Origin of the sequence: Streptomyces sp. NBC_00075, assembly GCF_045041225.1 — a bacterium.
Lineage (GTDB): Bacteria > Actinomycetota > Actinomycetes > Streptomycetales > Streptomycetaceae > Streptomyces > Streptomyces adonidis.
On sequence record NZ_CP108243.1, the window covers coordinates 9256388 to 9273122 of the forward strand.

At 69.0% G+C, this 16735-nt stretch carries 18 protein-coding genes; 13 read left to right on the forward strand and 5 right to left on the reverse strand.

Features of this window, described 5'->3' with window-relative positions:
• Nucleotide 1: 1 nt before the first annotated feature.
• Together OG787_RS40520 and OG787_RS40525 are read right to left on the reverse strand one after the other, a co-directional pair.
• Nucleotides 2-589, reverse strand: coding sequence for a pyridoxamine 5'-phosphate oxidase family protein (locus OG787_RS40520; RefSeq protein ID WP_405538602.1), 588 nt, complete (start codon nucleotides 587-589; stop codon nucleotides 2-4).
• Nucleotides 590-711: 122 nt separating this feature from the next.
• On the reverse strand, nucleotides 712-1548 hold the full coding sequence (locus OG787_RS40525) for a hypothetical protein (RefSeq protein ID WP_405538603.1): 837 nt from the start codon (nucleotides 1546-1548) through the stop codon (nucleotides 712-714).
• A gap of 208 nt (nucleotides 1549-1756) precedes the next feature.
• Between OG787_RS40525 and OG787_RS40530 the strand changes: the two genes are divergently transcribed.
• The 5 genes from OG787_RS40530 to OG787_RS40550 all read left to right on the forward strand — a co-directional run bounded on the left by OG787_RS40530 (nucleotide 1757) and on the right by OG787_RS40550 (nucleotide 7849).
• Complete coding sequence (locus tag OG787_RS40530; protein WP_369034295.1) at nucleotides 1757-2950, forward strand: argininosuccinate synthase; 1194 nt, start codon at nucleotides 1757-1759, stop codon at nucleotides 2948-2950.
• Nucleotides 2951-3053: 103 nt separating this feature from the next.
• Complete coding sequence (gene argH / locus OG787_RS40535) at nucleotides 3054-4484, forward strand: argininosuccinate lyase (protein WP_369034294.1); 1431 nt, start codon at nucleotides 3054-3056, stop codon at nucleotides 4482-4484.
• 244 nt (nucleotides 4485-4728) lie between these two features.
• The gene (locus tag OG787_RS40540) at nucleotides 4729-5700 is read left to right on the forward strand and encodes an aldo/keto reductase (protein WP_405538604.1); all 972 of its coding nucleotides are present in this window, start codon (nucleotides 4729-4731) and stop codon (nucleotides 5698-5700) included.
• Between the two features lie 80 nt (nucleotides 5701-5780).
• A complete protein-coding gene (locus OG787_RS40545; protein ID WP_369034292.1) occupies nucleotides 5781-6332 on the forward strand; it encodes a TetR/AcrR family transcriptional regulator in 552 nt (183 codons plus the stop codon).
• Complete coding sequence (locus OG787_RS40550) at nucleotides 6329-7849, forward strand: MFS transporter (protein WP_369034291.1); 1521 nt, start codon at nucleotides 6329-6331, stop codon at nucleotides 7847-7849. Before OG787_RS40545 ends, OG787_RS40550 begins: the two co-directional genes overlap by 4 nt.
• Before the next feature lie 90 nt (nucleotides 7850-7939).
• Here the strand turns inward: OG787_RS40550 and OG787_RS40555 are convergent, their stop codons facing one another.
• Nucleotides 7940-8611: a lysophospholipid acyltransferase family protein gene (locus OG787_RS40555; RefSeq protein ID WP_405540722.1), complete on the reverse strand. Its 672-nt coding sequence runs from the start codon at nucleotides 8609-8611 to the stop codon at nucleotides 7940-7942.
• A 353-nt stretch (nucleotides 8612-8964) separates the two neighbouring features.
• On the opposite strand from OG787_RS40555, the gene OG787_RS40560 reads away from it, so the two are divergent.
• The 3 genes from OG787_RS40560 to OG787_RS40570 all read left to right on the forward strand — a co-directional run bounded on the left by OG787_RS40560 (nucleotide 8965) and on the right by OG787_RS40570 (nucleotide 11308).
• The gene (locus OG787_RS40560; protein WP_369034290.1) at nucleotides 8965-10161 is read left to right on the forward strand and encodes a glycerophosphodiester phosphodiesterase; all 1197 of its coding nucleotides are present in this window, start codon (nucleotides 8965-8967) and stop codon (nucleotides 10159-10161) included.
• A 96-nt stretch (nucleotides 10162-10257) separates the two neighbouring features.
• On the forward strand, nucleotides 10258-10764 hold the full coding sequence (locus OG787_RS40565) for an RNA polymerase sigma factor (protein WP_405540723.1): 507 nt from the start codon (nucleotides 10258-10260) through the stop codon (nucleotides 10762-10764).
• Between the two features lie 46 nt (nucleotides 10765-10810).
• Nucleotides 10811-11308, forward strand: coding sequence for a GNAT family N-acetyltransferase (locus tag OG787_RS40570; RefSeq protein WP_369034289.1), 498 nt, complete (start codon nucleotides 10811-10813; stop codon nucleotides 11306-11308).
• A gap of 80 nt (nucleotides 11309-11388) precedes the next feature.
• Here OG787_RS40570 and OG787_RS40575 read toward each other — a convergent pair whose 3' ends face one another.
• Nucleotides 11389-11814, reverse strand: a complete 426-nt coding sequence (locus OG787_RS40575) for a hypothetical protein (protein ID WP_369034288.1) — start codon at nucleotides 11812-11814, stop codon at nucleotides 11389-11391.
• The gene (locus tag OG787_RS40580) at nucleotides 11795-12154 is read right to left on the reverse strand and encodes a hypothetical protein (RefSeq protein WP_369034287.1); all 360 of its coding nucleotides are present in this window, start codon (nucleotides 12152-12154) and stop codon (nucleotides 11795-11797) included. The genes OG787_RS40575 and OG787_RS40580 overlap by 20 nt, the downstream gene beginning before the upstream one ends.
• A gap of 60 nt (nucleotides 12155-12214) precedes the next feature.
• Between OG787_RS40580 and OG787_RS40585 the strand changes: the two genes are divergently transcribed.
• The 5 genes from OG787_RS40585 to OG787_RS40605 all read left to right on the forward strand — a co-directional run bounded on the left by OG787_RS40585 (nucleotide 12215) and on the right by OG787_RS40605 (nucleotide 16709).
• Nucleotides 12215-12862 carry an HAD family hydrolase gene (locus OG787_RS40585; protein ID WP_405538606.1) on the forward strand — a complete coding sequence of 216 codons (648 nt, stop codon included), beginning with the start codon at nucleotides 12215-12217 and terminating at the stop codon, nucleotides 12860-12862.
• 361 nt (nucleotides 12863-13223) lie between these two features.
• Nucleotides 13224-14255 (forward strand): methionine ABC transporter ATP-binding protein, encoded by a 1032-nt coding sequence (locus OG787_RS40590; protein ID WP_369034285.1) that lies wholly within the window; start codon nucleotides 13224-13226, stop codon nucleotides 14253-14255.
• Nucleotides 14252-14977 carry a methionine ABC transporter permease gene (locus OG787_RS40595; protein ID WP_369034284.1) on the forward strand — a complete coding sequence of 242 codons (726 nt, stop codon included), beginning with the start codon at nucleotides 14252-14254 and terminating at the stop codon, nucleotides 14975-14977. Before OG787_RS40590 ends, OG787_RS40595 begins: the two co-directional genes overlap by 4 nt.
• A 102-nt stretch (nucleotides 14978-15079) precedes the next feature.
• Complete coding sequence (locus OG787_RS40600) at nucleotides 15080-15910, forward strand: MetQ/NlpA family ABC transporter substrate-binding protein (RefSeq protein WP_369034283.1); 831 nt, start codon at nucleotides 15080-15082, stop codon at nucleotides 15908-15910.
• Nucleotides 15911-16070: 160 nt separating this feature from the next.
• Nucleotides 16071-16709 (forward strand): GNAT family N-acetyltransferase, encoded by a 639-nt coding sequence (locus tag OG787_RS40605; RefSeq protein ID WP_369034282.1) that lies wholly within the window; start codon nucleotides 16071-16073, stop codon nucleotides 16707-16709.
• The last annotated feature ends 26 nt before the right edge of the window (nucleotides 16710-16735 follow it).

Below are 16735 nucleotides of genomic sequence, written 5' to 3' on the forward strand. Positions count from 1 at the left end.
CTCAGACCGTACTGGGCGGGAGCGGCAACGGCAGCCCCGGTAGTCCGTCCAGGCTCGTCGCGATGTGGTCCTTCTTCTCGAAGTAGGCGCTCAGCGAGGCGTCGTCCTCGCGCGCGAACCGCCTGCCGTGCAGATCGCGGTCCCCGTCGTACGACATGAGGGGCACCGAGTACCCGCAGCTGTCCCGGACCAGTTCGGCCCGTACGACGATGATCGCCCGCAGCCCGTGATCGGTGGGGTCGATGTCCGGGAAGCGGGCGAGGAGGTCGGGGAAGCGCGGGTCGTCACGGAAGACCGGCTCACCGCGGCCGTGCACCCGGACGATGTTCGGCGGGCCCTCGAAGGCGCACCACATGAGCGTGATCCGGCCGTTCTCACGGAGATGGGCGACGGTCTCGGCGTTGCTGCCCGCGAAGTCGAGATACGCGACCGTCAGCTCGTCGAGGATCACGAAGGAGCCCTTGAGGCCCTTGGGGGAGAGGTTGACCGTGCCGTCACCGGACAGCGGGGCGGACGCGGTGAAGAAGAGGGGCTGCGCCTCGATGAACGTACGCAGCCGGCCGTCTATGCGCTCGTAAGTCTTTCCCATGACTAACTATTGTCGGGGAAAGTCGTTCGCCTGTCTAAGGTTTTACTGAAGTGCTCCGGCGGTACAGGACCGCGGCCGCCCCGGCCGGCGCTTGCAACGGGGCGGCCGCAGTGCCTGTCACGTCACTTGGTGAGCGTGCAGGCAGCCAGGGAGTCGAGACCGGTCGGCTTGGCGGCCGTACGGCCGATCGAGATGGCGATGCGGTCGATGGTCGACGCGCGCTTGTCCTTCAGCGGGCCGAGGATCGCGTTCTGGACGAAGTTCGCACCGCCCTGGCCGACCGTGTTCGCCAGGCGCGTGTTGGCCTCCTGGATCTGCGTGTTCAGCAGGGCCAGGTTGCGGTCGACCTCGGCCTTCGCCGTCGCCGGGACCGCGGGCAGCTGCGAGGCCACGTCCGGGCAGCTGATGGTGCCGGCGCCGTTGTTGTTGCCCGCGTTACCCGTGTTACCGGTGTTGCCCCCCGCCTGCTGGGTCGCCGTCGCGCTCGGAGTCGCGGCGGGCGCCGCGGCCCCGGCCGCGTTGAGGGTGCAGGGCGCCAGCGCGTCGAGACCGACCGGCTTGGCGGCCGTACGCCCGATGGCGGTGGCGATGCGGTTGATGGTGGCCACGCGCTTGTCCTTGAGCGGGCCGACGATCGCGTTCTGGACGAAGTTGGGGCCGCCCTGGCCCTGGGTGTCGACGATGCGCTTGTTGGCCTCGGCGATCTGCGTGTTGAGGAGGGCGAGGTTGCGGTCGACCTCGGCCTTCGCGGACGCGGGGATCGCGGGCAGTCTGTTCGCGACCGCCGGGCAGTTCACCGTGGCGACGGCGGCCTTGGTGGTCGCCTGCGTGGTGCTGCTCTTGGACGTTTCCCCGGCAAGGGCGGAGCCGGCGACGATCGCACCGGACAGAGCCACTGCGGCGGCGCCGCCGATGATGCCCACACGACGCTTGTTGTACTTCGGAAGAGCCCTGGACATGCGGATGCCTCACTCGGGTCAGGGGGTGGCTGCGTGGTTCCACTCGCTTTACAGACGCGGCGCCTGCGTCGGGGAGAGGTACGGGTAAGCGGTTTCGTGCGTTCAAGGGCTCGTCAAACATCCACAGGAAAATTTTTCGAGATTGACGAACCATGCAGAGTCCTGCATACTCATGCATGTCAGCGAATGCACTGTGAGGAGAAAACCCGTGACCGAGCGCGTCGTACTCGCCTACTCAGGCGGACTGGACACCTCCGTCGCCATCGGCTGGATCGCCGAGGAGACGGGCGCCGAGGTCATCGCCGTCGCGGTCGACGTCGGCCAGGGCGGCGAGGACCTGGACGTCATCCGCAAGCGCGCCCTCGCGTGCGGCGCCGTCGAGGCCGAGGTCGCGGACGCCAAGGACGAGTTCGCCGAGGAGTACTGCCTCCCGGCGATCAAGGCCAACGCCCTCTACATGGACCGCTACCCGCTGGTCTCCGCCCTCTCCCGGCCGACGATCGTCAAGCACCTCGTCGCCGCCGCCCAGAAGCACGGCGCCACCACGGTCGCCCACGGCTGCACGGGCAAGGGCAACGACCAGGTGCGGTTCGAGGCCGGCATCGTGGCCCTCGCCCCCGACCTCAAGTGCATCGCCCCGGTCCGTGACTACGCGATGACCCGCGACAAGGCGATCGCCTTCTGCGAGGAGAAGCAGCTCCCGATCGCCACCACCAAGAAGTCCCCGTACTCCATCGACCAGAACGTCTTCGGGCGCGCGGTCGAGACGGGCTTCCTGGAGGACATCTGGAACGCCCCGATCGAGGACATCTACGAGTACACCTCGAACCCGGCCGAGCAGCGCGACGCCGACGAGGTCATCGTCTCCTTCAAGGAGGGCGTCCCGGTCGCGATCGACGGCAAGCCCGTCACCGTCCTCCAGGCGATCCAGCAGCTCAACGAGCGCGCCGGCGCCCAGGGCATCGGCCGGATCGACATGGTCGAGGACCGTCTCGTCGGCATCAAGTCCCGTGAGGTGTACGAGGCTCCGGGCGCGATCGCCCTGATCACGGCCCACCAGGAGCTGGAGAACGTCACGGTCGAGCGCGAACTCGCCCGCTACAAGCGGCAGGTCGAGCAGCGCTGGGGCGAGCTGGTCTACGACGGCCAGTGGTTCTCCCCGCTGAAGCGCGCCCTGGACGGCTTCATCAACGAGGCCAACCAGCACGTCAACGGCGATGTCCGGATGACCCTGCACGGCGGTCGCGCGGTCGTCACGGGCCGGCGCTCGGACACCTCCCTCTACGACTTCAACCTCGCCACGTACGACACGGGCGACACCTTCGACCAGGCCGCGGCCAAGGGCTTCATCGACATCTACAGCCTGTCGTCGAAGATCGCGGCGAAGCGCGACCAGGCGTAGAGCCCTGACCGATACGGTTGTTGCGAACCGCCTCCCCTCCGTACGGGTGGGGAGGCGGTCGCACATCCACCCCCTGCCTTTCTGTTTTCGAGGAGCAACGCAAGTGAGCAGCAACAGCGGTGACGTACGGCTCTGGGGCGGCCGTTTCGCCGACGGTCCCGCCGAGGCCCTGGCCAAGCTGTCCGCGTCCGTCCACTTCGACTGGCGGCTCGCGCCCTACGACATCGCCGGATCGCGTGCCCACGCGCGCGTGCTGCACAAGGCGGGCCTGCTCACGGACGACGAGCTGACCCGCATGCTGACGGGCCTCGACCAGCTCGAAGCGAACCTCGCCGACGGCACCCTCGTCCCCACGATGGCCGACGAGGACATCCACACGGCCCTGGAACGCGGCCTGTTGGAGATCCTCGGCCCCGACCTCGGCGGCAAGCTCCGCGCCGGCCGCTCACGCAACGACCAGGTCGCGACCCTCTTCCGCATGTACCTGAGGGACCACGCCCGTACGATCGCCGGCCTGATCGCCGACCTCCAGGACGCGCTGATCGGCCTCGCGGAGGCCCACCCGGACGTGGCGATGCCCGGCCGCACCCACCTCCAGCACGCCCAGCCGGTCCTGTTCGCCCACCACGTCCTGGCCCACGTCCAGCCCTTGTCCCGGGACGCGGAACGCCTGCGCCAGTGGGACGAGCGCACGGCGGTGTCGCCGTACGGCTCGGGAGCCCTGGCGGGCAGCAGCCTCGGCCTGGACCCGGAGTCGGTGGCGAAGGACCTCGGCTTCGAGAACGGCAGCGTCGGGAACTCGATCGACGGCACGGCGTCCCGCGACTTCGTGGCGGAGTTCGCGTTCATCACGGCGATGATCGGGATCAACCTCTCCCGGATCGCCGAGGAGGTAATCATCTGGAACACGAAGGAGTTCTCCTTCGTGACCCTGCACGACGCGTTCTCGACGGGCTCGTCGATCATGCCGCAGAAGAAGAACCCGGACATCGCGGAACTGGCGCGCGGCAAGAGCGGCCGGCTGATCGGCAACCTGACGGGCCTCCTGGCAACCCTCAAGGCCCTCCCGCTCGCCTACAACCGAGACCTCCAGGAGGACAAGGAGCCGGTCTTCGACTCCTGCGACCAGCTCGAGGTCCTGCTCCCCGCCTTCACCGGCATGATGGCCACCCTCACCGTCCACCGCGACCGCATGGAGGAACTGGCCCCGGCCGGCTTCTCCCTGGCCACGGACATCGCGGAGTGGCTGGTCAAGCAGGGCGTCCCGTTCCGGGTGGCCCACGAGGTCGCGGGCGAGTGCGTCAAGGTGGCCGAGGCGGACGGCGTAGAACTGGACGGCCTCACGGACGACCAGTTCGCCAAGATCAGCGCCCACCTCACCCCCGAGGTCCGGTCGGTCCTGAACGTCCCGGGCGCCCTGGCCTCCCGCAACGGCAGGGGCGGCACGGCCCCGAGCGCGGTGGCGATCCAGCTGGCAGAGGTGAAGCAGAACGTGGCGGCCCAACACGAATGGGCAACAGCAAAGACGAAGTAGGCCTCGGAGTTCTGCCCCTGAAGGGCCGCAGGCCCCTTCAGGGGCGCGGGGAACGGCGCGACAAGCCACAACGAACCCGCACCCGCCAAACGGACAGCACCCCCGACCCGATAGGCGCAGGGGGTCGAAGGGGCACAGCCCCTCAGGGATGGGACGGGTAGGGGCGGCGGGGGCGACAAACAAAGGTCATCGCGGGTTACGTTGGTCGGACAGCCGTACCGGACCCGACCGAACGGAGCCCGCGATGCCCTTCACCCGACTGGCCACAGCAACAACCCCCACCTGCCACCTCGGCCTGGGCCTCGCCGCAGTAGCCCGCCCCGGCTACATCAACCTCAACCGAGACGAAGACCTCGGAGAGAACCGCAGCGTCGAATCACTCCGCACCCGAACCCACGAACTCCTCGACGCCGCCTACGCCCAGGGCGTCCGCTACTTCGACGTGGCCCGCTCGTACGGCCGCTCCGAGGAATTCCTGGCCGACTGGCTGAAGACGCACCCCGACCTCGACGACGTGGTGATCGGCAGCAAATGGGGCTACACCTACACCGCCGACTGGACCACGGACGCCGAGCAGCACGAGGTCAAGGACCACAGCCTCCCGACGTACGAGCGTCAGCGCGCCGAATCCGACCACCTGCTCGGCGCCCGTCTGGACCTCTACCAGATCCACTCGCTGACCCCCGAGAGCCCGGCCCTGTCGGACAAGGAACTCCACGCCCGCCTGGCGGAGGCCGCAGCAGACGGCCTGACCGTCGGCTTCTCGACCAGCGGCCCCGCCCAGGCCGACACGATCCGAGCCGCCCTCGCGGTCACGGTCGACGGCGAGCCCCTCTTCCGCACGGTCCAGTCGACGTACAACGCCCTGGAGACCTCCGCAGGCCCCGCCCTGGCCGAGGCCCACGACGCCGGCCTGACGGTGATCGTCAAGGAGGGCATGGCCAACGGCCGCCTAGCCGCCGGACAGGCACCGGACGCCGTACGGACGATCGCCGAGGAGACAGGCCTGGGCGCGGACGCAGTCGCCCTCGCACTGGTCCTGCGGCAACCGTGGGCCGGAGTCGTCCTGTCCGGCGCGGCCACGGCGGCCCAGCTCGCCTCGAACCTGCACGCGGCGGTCGTCGACCTCGATGAGGACCAGCTGTCGCGCCTGGCCGCGCTGGTGGAGGAGCCGCGCGCCTACTGGGAGCGACGCGGCCAGCTGCCCTGGCACTGAAACCGCTGCTGAACAGGCACCCCTGACACACGCACGCTTCCAATGAGACAAAGATGTCTCATATGGCGTATGGTTGTCTCATGGCCGTCGACCGTGACCACGTGCTGCGCAGCGCAGCCGCCCTCCTCACCCGCAAATCCACGTCCACCATGGACGAGGTCGCCAAGGCGGCCGGGATCAGCCGGGCCACGCTGCACCGCCACTTCGCCGGGCGGGACGTGCTCGTACGGGCCCTCGAAGAGCTGGGCATCGAGGAGTGCGAGGCGGCGCTGACGGCCGCGCGACTCGGCGACGGCACCGCTCAGGAGGCCGTCCGCCGCATGGTCGGGGCGCTCGAACCCGCCGCCGGACTGCTCGCGTTCCTCTACACCGAGAACCAGCTGTTCGAGGGCGAGGAGCAGAACGAGGGCTGGGCCAGGATCGACGCCGCGATCGCCGCCCTGTTCCGGCGCGGCCAGCAGAACGGCGAGTTCCGCATCGACCTCACCCCGGCCTGGCTCACCGAGGCGCTCTACGGGCTGATGGCCTCGGGCGCCTGGGCGGTGAGCGAGGGCCGGGTCGCGGCCAAGGACTTCAACCACATGATCGTCGAGCTGTTGCTCGGCGGTGCGCTACGGAGAGAGGAATCATGACCAGCACCCTGCAGCCGGCCCACGCGACGGAGGAAGGGGCACGTCCGGGCCGCTGGCTCGCACTGTCCGTCCTCGTGCTGGCCGTGCTGCTGGTGGCCGTCGACGCGACCGTTCTCGGTCTCGCGACCCCCTACATCAGCGAGGACCTGAAGCCGTCCGGCACGCAGTTGCTGTGGATAGGCGACGTCTACTCGTTCGTCATCGCGGGCCTGCTCGTCTCCATGGGCAGCCTCGGCGACCGCATCGGCCGCAAGCGGCTGCTGCTCATCGGCGCGACCGCGTTCGGCCTGGTGTCGGTCCTCAACGCCTATGCGACGACACCGGAGTTGATGATTCTCGCGCGGGCGCTCCTCGGTGTTGCGGGCGCGACCCTGATGCCGGCCACGCTCGCCCTGATCCGCAACCTCTTCCACGACCGGCGCGAACGCAGCCTCGCCATCGGCATCTGGGGCGCAACCGCCTCCGCCGGTACGGCAGTCGGCCCGGTGGTCGGCGGTTTCCTGCTCGAACACTTCTGGTGGGGCTCGGTCTTCCTGATCAACCTGCCCGTGATGGTGGTCCTCGTCCTCGTCGGCATCAAGCTGCTCCCCGAGTCCCGCAACCCGGCGCCGGGCCCCTGGGACCTGCGCAGCGTCGTCCTGTCGCTCGTCGGCATGGTCGGCATCGTCTACGGCATCAAGGAAGCGGCGTCACACGGCATTTCGTGGCAGGCGCTGGGCGCGGCAGCCATCGGCGCCGCCGCTCTGTACAGCTTCGTACGCCGCCAACTGACCCTCCCCACCCCGCTGTTGGACATGCGGCTGTTCCGCGACCGGGGCTTCAGCGGAGCCGTACTGGCGGACCTCCTGACCATCCTCGGCCTGTCCGGGCTGGTGTTCTTCCTCTCGCAGTATCTGCAACTGGTGCAGGGCCGGGGACCGTTGGAGGCGGGCCTCGCCGAACTCCCCGCAGCCATCGGTGCGGTGGTGGCCGGCCTGCTCGCCGGTGCGGCGGCCCGGCGCTACTCGGTACGGGCCGTGGTCTCGGGCGGCCTCGCGGCCATAGGCCTGGCTCTGGCCGCGCTCACCGTCGTGGACCAGTCCACGGGCTACCCACTGCTGGGCACCGCCCTGCTGGTCGTCGGCGTCGGCGCGGGCCTCTCCTTCACCGTGACCTCCGACGTGATCCTCGCGAGCGTCCCCAAGGAACAGGCGGGCGCGGCAGCGGCGGTATCGGAAACGGCGTACGAACTGGGCGCGGCCCTGGGTATCGCCCTACTCGGCTCGATCGTCACGGGCGTGTACAGGAACTTCCCCGCCCCGACAGGCACACCCGCCGAGGCCCACGAATCCCTGGGCGGCGCGGTGGAAACGGCAGCGGGCCTACCGGCACCGACGGCGGATGCGTTGCTGAACGCGGCCCGCGAGGCGTTCACGGACGGCATCGCGCTCGCGGCAGGCGCGGGAGCGGTGGTGCTACTGGCAGCGGCGGGAGCGGCCTGGGTGTTGCTGAGGGAACAAAAACTGGCGGGACGTTGATGGCGCCGGGTGCGGAGTGCCGTGAGGGGCGCGGGGAACTGCGCGACAAGCCACGAAGCACCCGCAGCCAAAAAACAACCCCAGAAACCCCTACGCAGCCTTGGCCTTGGTCGCATACATGTCCACGTACTCCTGCCCGGACAACCGCATGACCTCAGTCATCACAGAGTCGGTCACGGCCCGCAGCACATACCGGTCCCGGTCCATCCCCTCGTACCGAGAGAACTCCATCGCCTTACCGAACCGCACCATGACCCGCCCCGGCCGAGGCATCCCCGCCCCACCCGGCTGCAACTTGTCCGTACCGATCATCGCGAACGGCACAACAGGCGCCCCCGTCATCAGAGTCAGCCGCGCGATACCGGTGCGCCCCCGGTAGAGCCGCCCGTCGGGCGAGCGCGTGCCCTCGGGGTAGATCCCGAACATGCGCCCCTCCTCCAGCACCCGACGCCCCGTCATCAGCGCCGCGACACCGCCGTTGGCCCCGTCCCGGTCCACCGGGATCATGCCGACGCCGGTGAAGAACCAGGCCATGAGGCGGCCCTTGAGGCCCTCGCCGGTGACGTACTCGTCCTTGCCGATGAAGACGACCTGACGGTCGCAGACCAGCGGCAGGATCATCGAGTCGATGAACGTGAGGTGGTTGCCGGCCAGGATCACCGGACCGTCCCCCGGAATGTGCTCCATGCCCTCCACCCGTGGGCGGAACATCAGGCGCATGATCGGTCCGAGCAGTGCCTTGATGAGCGCGAAGCGGGACAACGGGCCCTCCGGTGTCAAGGTATTCGGTATAAGTCTGTGCAGGTGAGGACGATACTCGCGCCTCAGGGGGTAGTGCACATCGGGTTCACCGAGTGCTTACGCACTGTTGACCCGCGTTTACCTGCGGTGGCGCACTGTTGCGGGCGGGTGACGGACCGCCACGAATGTGACGGAGATCGCGTGTCGCCCGTACCGGACACACTGTGCGCCTACCCATCGAGCCCCGTTCGATTCCGACATCCGGTGTTATCCGTTGTCGTCCGCGTGTTCCGCCCGAGGCCTCCCTGTCGCCATGTACACACACCTACGATCGGTCCGTTTGGACAGATGACGGTGCGGCAGGAGGGGCGCTCATGGGCACGCTGGGGTCGAACGGACATGCGCAGGGAGAGTCGACGGGGACGGGGCGGCGGACGCTGCTCGGAGCCGCGATGCTGGGTGCGGGCGGCGCGGTTCTGGGCCTGCCCGGCACGGCGAGAGCCGATGCCCAGGACGCCGGCGAGAACGCGAAGCACGGAGGCGGTGGCTTGAAGGGCCTGCCCGTACCGACGATCATCGGCCACCGGGGTGCCAGCGGCTACCGCCCCGAGCACACCCTGGGGTCGTACCAGTTGGCCCTCGACCTGGGCGCGGACATCGTGGAGGCCGGTGACCTGGTCCCCACCAAGGACGGTCACATCGTCTGCCGCCACGAGCCCGAGATCGGCGGCACGACGGACGTCGCCGACCACCCGGAGTTCGCGAGCCGCAAGGTCACCAAGGTCCTGGACGGTGTCACCCTCACCGGCTGGTTCGCCGAGGACTTCACGCTCGCCGAGCTGAAGACGCTGCGCGCGATCGAGCGCATTCCGGCCAACCGCCCGCACAACACCCTCTACAACGGCCGCTGGGAGATCCCCACCTTCGAAGAGGTCCTCCGCTGGCAGGACGAGCAGACCCGCAAGCGCGGCAAGCAGGTCTGGATCTACCCCGAGACCAAGCACCCCACCTACTTCCGCGCGCTCGGCCTGGGCCTGGAGGAGCGGGTCGCGAAGCTGCTGAAGAAGCACGGCAAGGACAAGAAGAACTCGCCGGTCATCCTCCAGTCCTTCGAGCCGACCAGCATCCAGCGCCTGAACCGGCTCGTCGGCAACCCGCTCGTCGTCCTGCTCTCGGCCGCGAACACCCGCCCCTGGGACTTCATCACGACCGGCGACCCGCGCACGGTCGCCGACCTGGTCAAGCCGGCCGGCCTGCGGGAGATCGCCTCCTACGCGCAGGGCATCGGCCCGACCCTCGACCTGGTCATCCCGAAGGACTCGAACGGCGCGCTCACCTCACCGACCACCCTGGTCGCGGACGCGCACGCGGCGGGCCTGATCCTGCACCCGTACACCATGCGCAACGAGAACCCCTTCCTGCCGACGAACTTCCGCAAGGGCACGGACGCGGACGCCTACGGAGACCCCTTCGGCGCGTACCGCACGTACTTCGCGACGGGCATCGACGGCGTCTTCACGGACAACCCGGACACGGGCGTACTGGCCCGCAAGGACTTCCTGGGCGGCTGACGAGTCATACGTCAACGACTGAACGCCCGGCCCCGATTGGGGTGACAACCGGCCGCTCCGGCAACCTCCCGCCGGAGCGGCCGCGTCGTGCCGCATATGACCCACGACATGGTTTCCGCCCTGCGCCCGCTGCTCGCCGCCGAGGCCTCGGCGGAGGCATATGCCTACGGCGCCGAGCCGAGCGACCTGGAACAGGCCGTCTGGCTCCGCCTCCTGGAGCGCCTCGACTCCGACGGCCCGCCGGCCGACCCGCAGAACTGGCTCCGCCGGGCCGTCCGCTCCGAGGCCCGCCGCAACCGTCGTACCGCTCGCATCGAACGGCCGTACGGCGACCAGCCCGCGGCCGACGACCGCCCGGGCCCCGAACAGCTCGCCCTCACCGCCGCCCGGCATCGCGCCCTGCGTGACGCGGTGCGCCGGCTGCCCGGCCGCTGCCCGAGTCTGCTGGAGGCCCTGCTGTCGCCGAAGGACCTCACATACAGGGAAATCGCGGGGGAGTTGGGTATCTCACAGGGCAGTCTTGGTCCGGAACGTTCCAGATGCCTGGGATGTCTCCGTCGATTGCTGACGCCGGAGGTTGCGGCCCGCGAAGCACGGGGATAGGAGTGAGGAACAAACGACTGAACAGGTGAGCGGGAGGCGTGCACACATGGGCATGAGCGTGACCATCTCGGTGGCGACCGAACGGGACGCGGAGCAGATCTTCCGGCTGCAGTACCTGTGCTTCCAGAGCGAGGCCGCTCTGTACGGCAACTACCGGATCGATCCGCTGGTCCAGACCCTGGACTCCGTCCGGGAGGAAGTCGGCGCGGACTGCGTCTTCGTGGCGCGGCTGGGCGAGGAGGTGGTCGGCTCGGTGCGCGGCACCCCGAACCCCGACGGCACGGCGTCCATCGGCAAACTCTGCGTCCACCCCCGCCTCCAGGGCCACGGCATCGGCGCCCGCCTCCTGCGCGCCGCCGAGTCGGCCCTCGCGGAGGAACGCGGCGCGAAGCGGTTCCGCCTCAGCGCCGGCCACCGCAGCGACGCCGGCCTCCGCCTCTACCGCCGAGTCGGCTACGAAACGGTAGGCACCGACAAGGGCAACGACGGCGTACCGATGATCGTCCTGGAAAAGCAGGCGGGCACGTACGCGGCAACTGCGTAACAAGCGTTCAGAGGAGCGCCCCAAAGGGGCGCGGGGAACTGCGCGACAAGCCACAACGGACCCGCAGTCGCGCAGAACCCTCAGCCAACCTCCCCCTTGGGCGAACGCGCCTTACGCAACCAGTACATGGCGGAGATGGGCAGCAGCACGGGGATGAACAGATACCCCATCCCAAAGTCGGACCACACGGTCGAGTCGGGAAACGCGGACGGCTCGACCAAGGTCCAGGTCCCCACGATCAACACCCCGGCAAGCTCCCCCGCGCAACAAGCCAGCGCAGCGCGCCGCGCCCGCTCCCCACCCCGCACCAGCGAGTACGTGATGAACCCGTACACCACCCCGGCGACAGCCGACAGCGAGTAGGCAAGCGGCGCATGCCCGAACTCGGTCGAGATCTGCACCGCGGACCGTGACACCGCCCCGACCACCATGACGCCGTAGAGCCACACGAGCAACGTGCCCGGCCCACTGATCAGCCGGTTCAACTCAGCCTCCCCAGATGTCATACAGCCGCACCTCCAGCACAGCCAGCACCACCCCGCCGGCGGCGACCGTCACCGAGCCCCACCGCGTACGCTCCGTCAGCGACATGAACCCCGTCACCGGCACACACGCCACCGCGCCCAGCAGATACGCCACGAAGATCGTCGTACCCTGCTCCGGCTTCTCGCCCCGCGCGAGCTGGACGATGCCGACCACCAGCTGGACCACGGTGAGCAGGGTGACCACGCCCATACCGATGAAGTGCCAGTCCTTGGTGGGCTGATCGCGGTACGCGGCCCAGCCGCACCAGGCGGCGAGCGCGAGGGCGGCGACGGAGGTGGCGACCGTCAGGGCATCAAGCATGCCGCCGACCCTATTACGGCCGAAAAGGGCAGGTGCCGTCGGCCCCGTAGGGTCGAGGCCATGACGATCCACGCTGACGCCCTGCTGTTCGACAACGACGGCACCCTCCTCTCCTCCCTCGCCTCCGTGGAGCGCTGCTGGAACCAGTGGTGCGTGGAGTACGGGATCACCGCCGAGGTGTTCGCGCGGGTCGGACTGCACGGGCGGCCGGCCGCCGAGATAGCCGCCGACCTGCTGCCCGCCGAGGCCGTGCCCGGCGCCGTCGCCCGGATCGAGCGACTCGAGGTGGACGACGTACCGAACGGTGGCGCCGTACTGCTGCCGGGTACGGCGGAGTTCCTCGCCTCCCTCCCCGCCGACCGGTGGGCCGTCGTCACCTCCGCGACCCGGCGGCTGGCCGAGGCGCGGCTCGACGCCGTCGGGATCCTGCCGAAGACGCTGGTCACCGCCGACGACGTCACGCGCGGCAAGCCCGACCCCGAGCCCTACCTCCTCGCCGCTCGTGAACTGGGCGACCCGGCCCGCTGCGTCGTCTTCGAGGACGCCCCCGCCGGGCTCCGGGCAGGCCGCGCCGCCGGGATGACCACCGTGGCGTTGGCCACAACCCACGAGGCGCACGAACTGACCGCCGATCTGGTCGTCGACGATCTCTCGGCCCTGTCGGCCCTGGTCAGCGGCGACGGTGTGGAGATCCGGGTACGTGGCTGATACACGTCCACGCCTGTCCATATTCCGGACAGGCGTGGACGGACGTTCTTGGCCGTGTCCATACGTCTGCTTTACTGATCGCATGACCACTACGAGCAGCCGCATCCTTGCGACCGAGGCGACCCTGACGCCCGGTGCTCGTTGTATGTGTCGAATGTGCGCCTTCTAGAGGGCCCCCGCACCACCCCCTGAGCCTCGCGCCCCGAAGCGAGCCGCCGTGGCATGTCCGTACGCCGCAGCCGTATGACTCCTGAGACTCATCACGCGCTCCGCACGTACGTGACGCCCCGAGCCGCGCACAGCCTCTCCCCGTGTCCCGGGCACACCCACGCCCGCGCACTCGACAGTGACGGAAACCCCTGTGATCACCACGTCCGGCCTCACGAAGGTCTACCGCTCGCGCGGTCGTGAAGTCACCGCCCTAGACGGCGTCGACCTGCACGTCCGCGAAGGCGAGGTGTACGGCGTCATCGGCCAGTCCGGCGCCGGCAAGTCCTCGCTCATCCGCTGCGTCAACCTCCTGGAACGCCCCACCGCGGGCACCGTGAGCGTCGACGGCCACGACCTCACCGCCCTGGCCGGACGCGGACCCCGGGCGGGCCGGGAACTGCGCCGGGCGCGCAGCCGGATCGGCATGGTCTTCCAGCACTTCAACCTGCTCTCCTCCCGGACCGTCCAGGACAACGTCGAGCTGCCCCTCGAAATCCTCGGTACGTCGGGGAACGAGCGGTCCCGCAAGGCGCTGGAGCTGCTCGACCTCGTCGGCCTCGCCGACAAGGCCAAGGCCTACCCCGCCCAGCTCTCCGGCGGCCAGAAGCAGCGCGTCGGCATCGCCCGCGCCCTCGCAGGCGACCCCAAGGTGCTGCTCTCCGACGAGGCCACCAGCGCCCTCGACCCGGAGACCACCCGCTCCATCCTTCAGCTGCTGCGCGACCTGAACCGGCAGCTGGGGCTCACCGTGCTGCTCATCACGCACGAGATGGACGTCGTCAAGTCCATCTGCGACTCGGCCGCCCTCATGGAGAACGGGCGGATCGTCGAGTCCGGCACCGTCAGCGAGCTGCTCGCCACCCCCGGCTCCGAACTGGCCGCCGCGCTCTTCCCGGTCAGCGGCGACGCCTCCGGGGACGACCGCACGGTCATCGACGTCACGTTCCAGGGGGACGCGGCCACCAGGCCCGTCATCTCGCAGCTGTCGCGCACGTACAACATCGACATCTCGATCCTCGGCGCCGCGATGGACACCGTCGGGGGCAGGCAGGTCGGCCGGATGCGCATCGAACTGCCGGGCCGTTACGAGGAGAACGTCGTGCCGGTCGGCTTCCTGCGTGAACAGGGTCTCCAGATCGATGTCGTCGGTGAGCGTCAGCTGGTCAAGGACGGTGCCAAGTGACCTGGTCCGAGATGCAGCCCCTGCTGGAGCAGGCGTGTTGGGACACCCTCTACATGGTCGGCTGGTCCACCGTCATCGCCGTCGTCGGCGGACTCCCGCTCGGCGTCCTGCTCGTCCTCACCGACCGGGGCGGACTGCTCCAGAACGTCGTCGCGAACAAGGTCATCGGCCAGGTCGTGAACATCGCCCGTTCGATGCCGTTCATCATCCTGATGGTCGCGCTGATGGGCTTCACCCGCTCCATCACCGGGACGACCATCGGCCGCGAGGCCGCGATCGTGCCGCTCGCCATCGGTGCGATCCCGTTCTTCGCCCGCCTGGTCGAGACGGCTGTCCGTGAAGTGGACGGTGGGCTCGTCGAGGCCGTGCAGTCGATGGGCGGCAGCACCTGGACGATCGTCCGCAAGGTCCTGGTCCCCGAGTCCCTGCCCTCGCTGATCGCCAGCACCACGACCACGATCGTCGCCCTCATCGGCTACTCCGCGATGGCCGGCACCGTCGGCGCGGGCGGCCTCGGCGACATCGCCATCCGCTACGGCTACCAGCGCTTCGAGACCGAGCTGATGTGGATCACCGTCGCGATCCTCGCGGTCGTCATCTCGATCATCCAGTTCGCCGGTGACTTCGCGGCCCGCGGGCTGCACCGGCGTGGCGGCGGCTCCGGCGCGGAGCCCAGGCTCCGGTTGCTGAAGGCCAGGCCCAAGCTCGGCAAGGCCGCCTGAGCGCAGCCGCCTACCCCCTTTCACCACCCCCACACCCACCCGCAGATTTCCCCGTACCACCCATCACGGGGACAGTCACACCCACATGGAAAGGCACTTTTCGTGCGTAACGCCACAAAGTTTACCGTCGCCGCCCTCGCAGCCGGAGCCCTCACCCTGGGTCTCACCGCCTGCGGCTCGTCCGACTCGGACTCCGCCTCCGACACCAGCGGCCCGCTGGTCGTCGGCGCGAGCACCGTCCCGCACGCCGAGATCCTGAACTACATCAAGGAGAACCTGGCGCAGAAGGCGGGACTCGACCTGGACGTCAAGGAGTTCACCGACTACGCCACGCTGAACCCGGCGACCGAGGACGGGTCCGTCGACGCCAACTACTTCCAGAACCAGCCGTATCTCGACGAGTTCAACGAGAAGAACGGCACCGACATCGTGCCGGTCGTCACGGTCCACCTGGAGCCGCTCGGCCTCTACTCGAAGAAGCTCAAGAGCGCCGACGAGCTGAAGAGCGGCGCCACCATCGCCGTCCCGAACGACACGGTCAACGAGGCACGGGCCCTCAAGCTCCTCGACGCCAACGGGATCATCACCCTCAAGGACGGCGTCGGCAACGACGCGACCCCCAAGGACATCGCCGAGAACCCCAAGAACATCGAGTTCAAGGAGCTGGAGGCGGCCCAGACCCCGCGCTCCCTGGACGACGTCGACGCCGCGGTGATCAACGGCAACTACGCCCTGGAGGCGGACCTCTCGCCCGCGCAGGACGCCCTGGTCTCGGAGTCCCCGAAGAACAACCCGTACGGCAACTTCCTCGCCGTGAAGAAGAGCAACGAGGACGACCCCCGCGTCGTGAAGCTGGCGAAGCTGCTCACCTCGGCCGAGGTGAAGAAGTTCATCGAGGACAAGTACGAGGGTTCCGTCATCGCGTCCTTCTGAGACTCCTTGCGCCGGTACCTACCGACACGTACGGGGTCCGCTCCCTCACCGGGCGTGGACCCCGTGATGCGGTTCCGGGGCCGCATGCTGCATGCTGGGCAGTTCAACAGGCCGTGCGGGTTTGATGGTTCGCAGGTTTTCGAAGGCTATGGAGCGGCGCATGACGAGCACCTTCCCCAACATCTCCATCAGCACGGACCGGTTGGTACTGCGCCCTCTCGACGAGGACGACATCCCCGCGCTGGCCGAGATGATGAACGACGAACAGGTCGCCGCCTGGACCGACGTCCCCCAGCCCTTCACCGAGGCCGCGGCCCACACCTGGATCACCGAGTACGCGCCCGCCGAACGCACCGCGGGCCGCGGCCTCGACTTCGCCGTCACCGAGTTCCTCACCCAGCGCCTGGTCGGCGTCGTCCAGCTGACCAAGACCGACTGGCACATCCGGTCCACCGAGCTGTCGTACATCATCGCCCCCTGGGCGCGCGGCGAGGGCTACGCCTCCGAGGCCGCGCTCGCCACCTCCCAATGGGTGCTCGGCGACCAGAAGTTCGAGCGCGTCGAGCTGCGCACGGCCGCCGACAACACCGCCTCCCAGCAGGTCGCCCAGAAGATCGGCTGCATCAGCGAGGGCGTCCTGCGGGGTGCCTGCATAGCGCACGTCCGCACCGAGGACGGCGCCTGGACCGACGTACGCACCGACTTCATCGTGTGGAGCCTGCTGCCCGAGGACCTCGAAGGCGCCGGTGAGGAACTGGCCGACAACAGCGGTTTCACGTCGTACTCCGACTGGAACTGAACCGAGGGGACGCCGCCGGACACGCC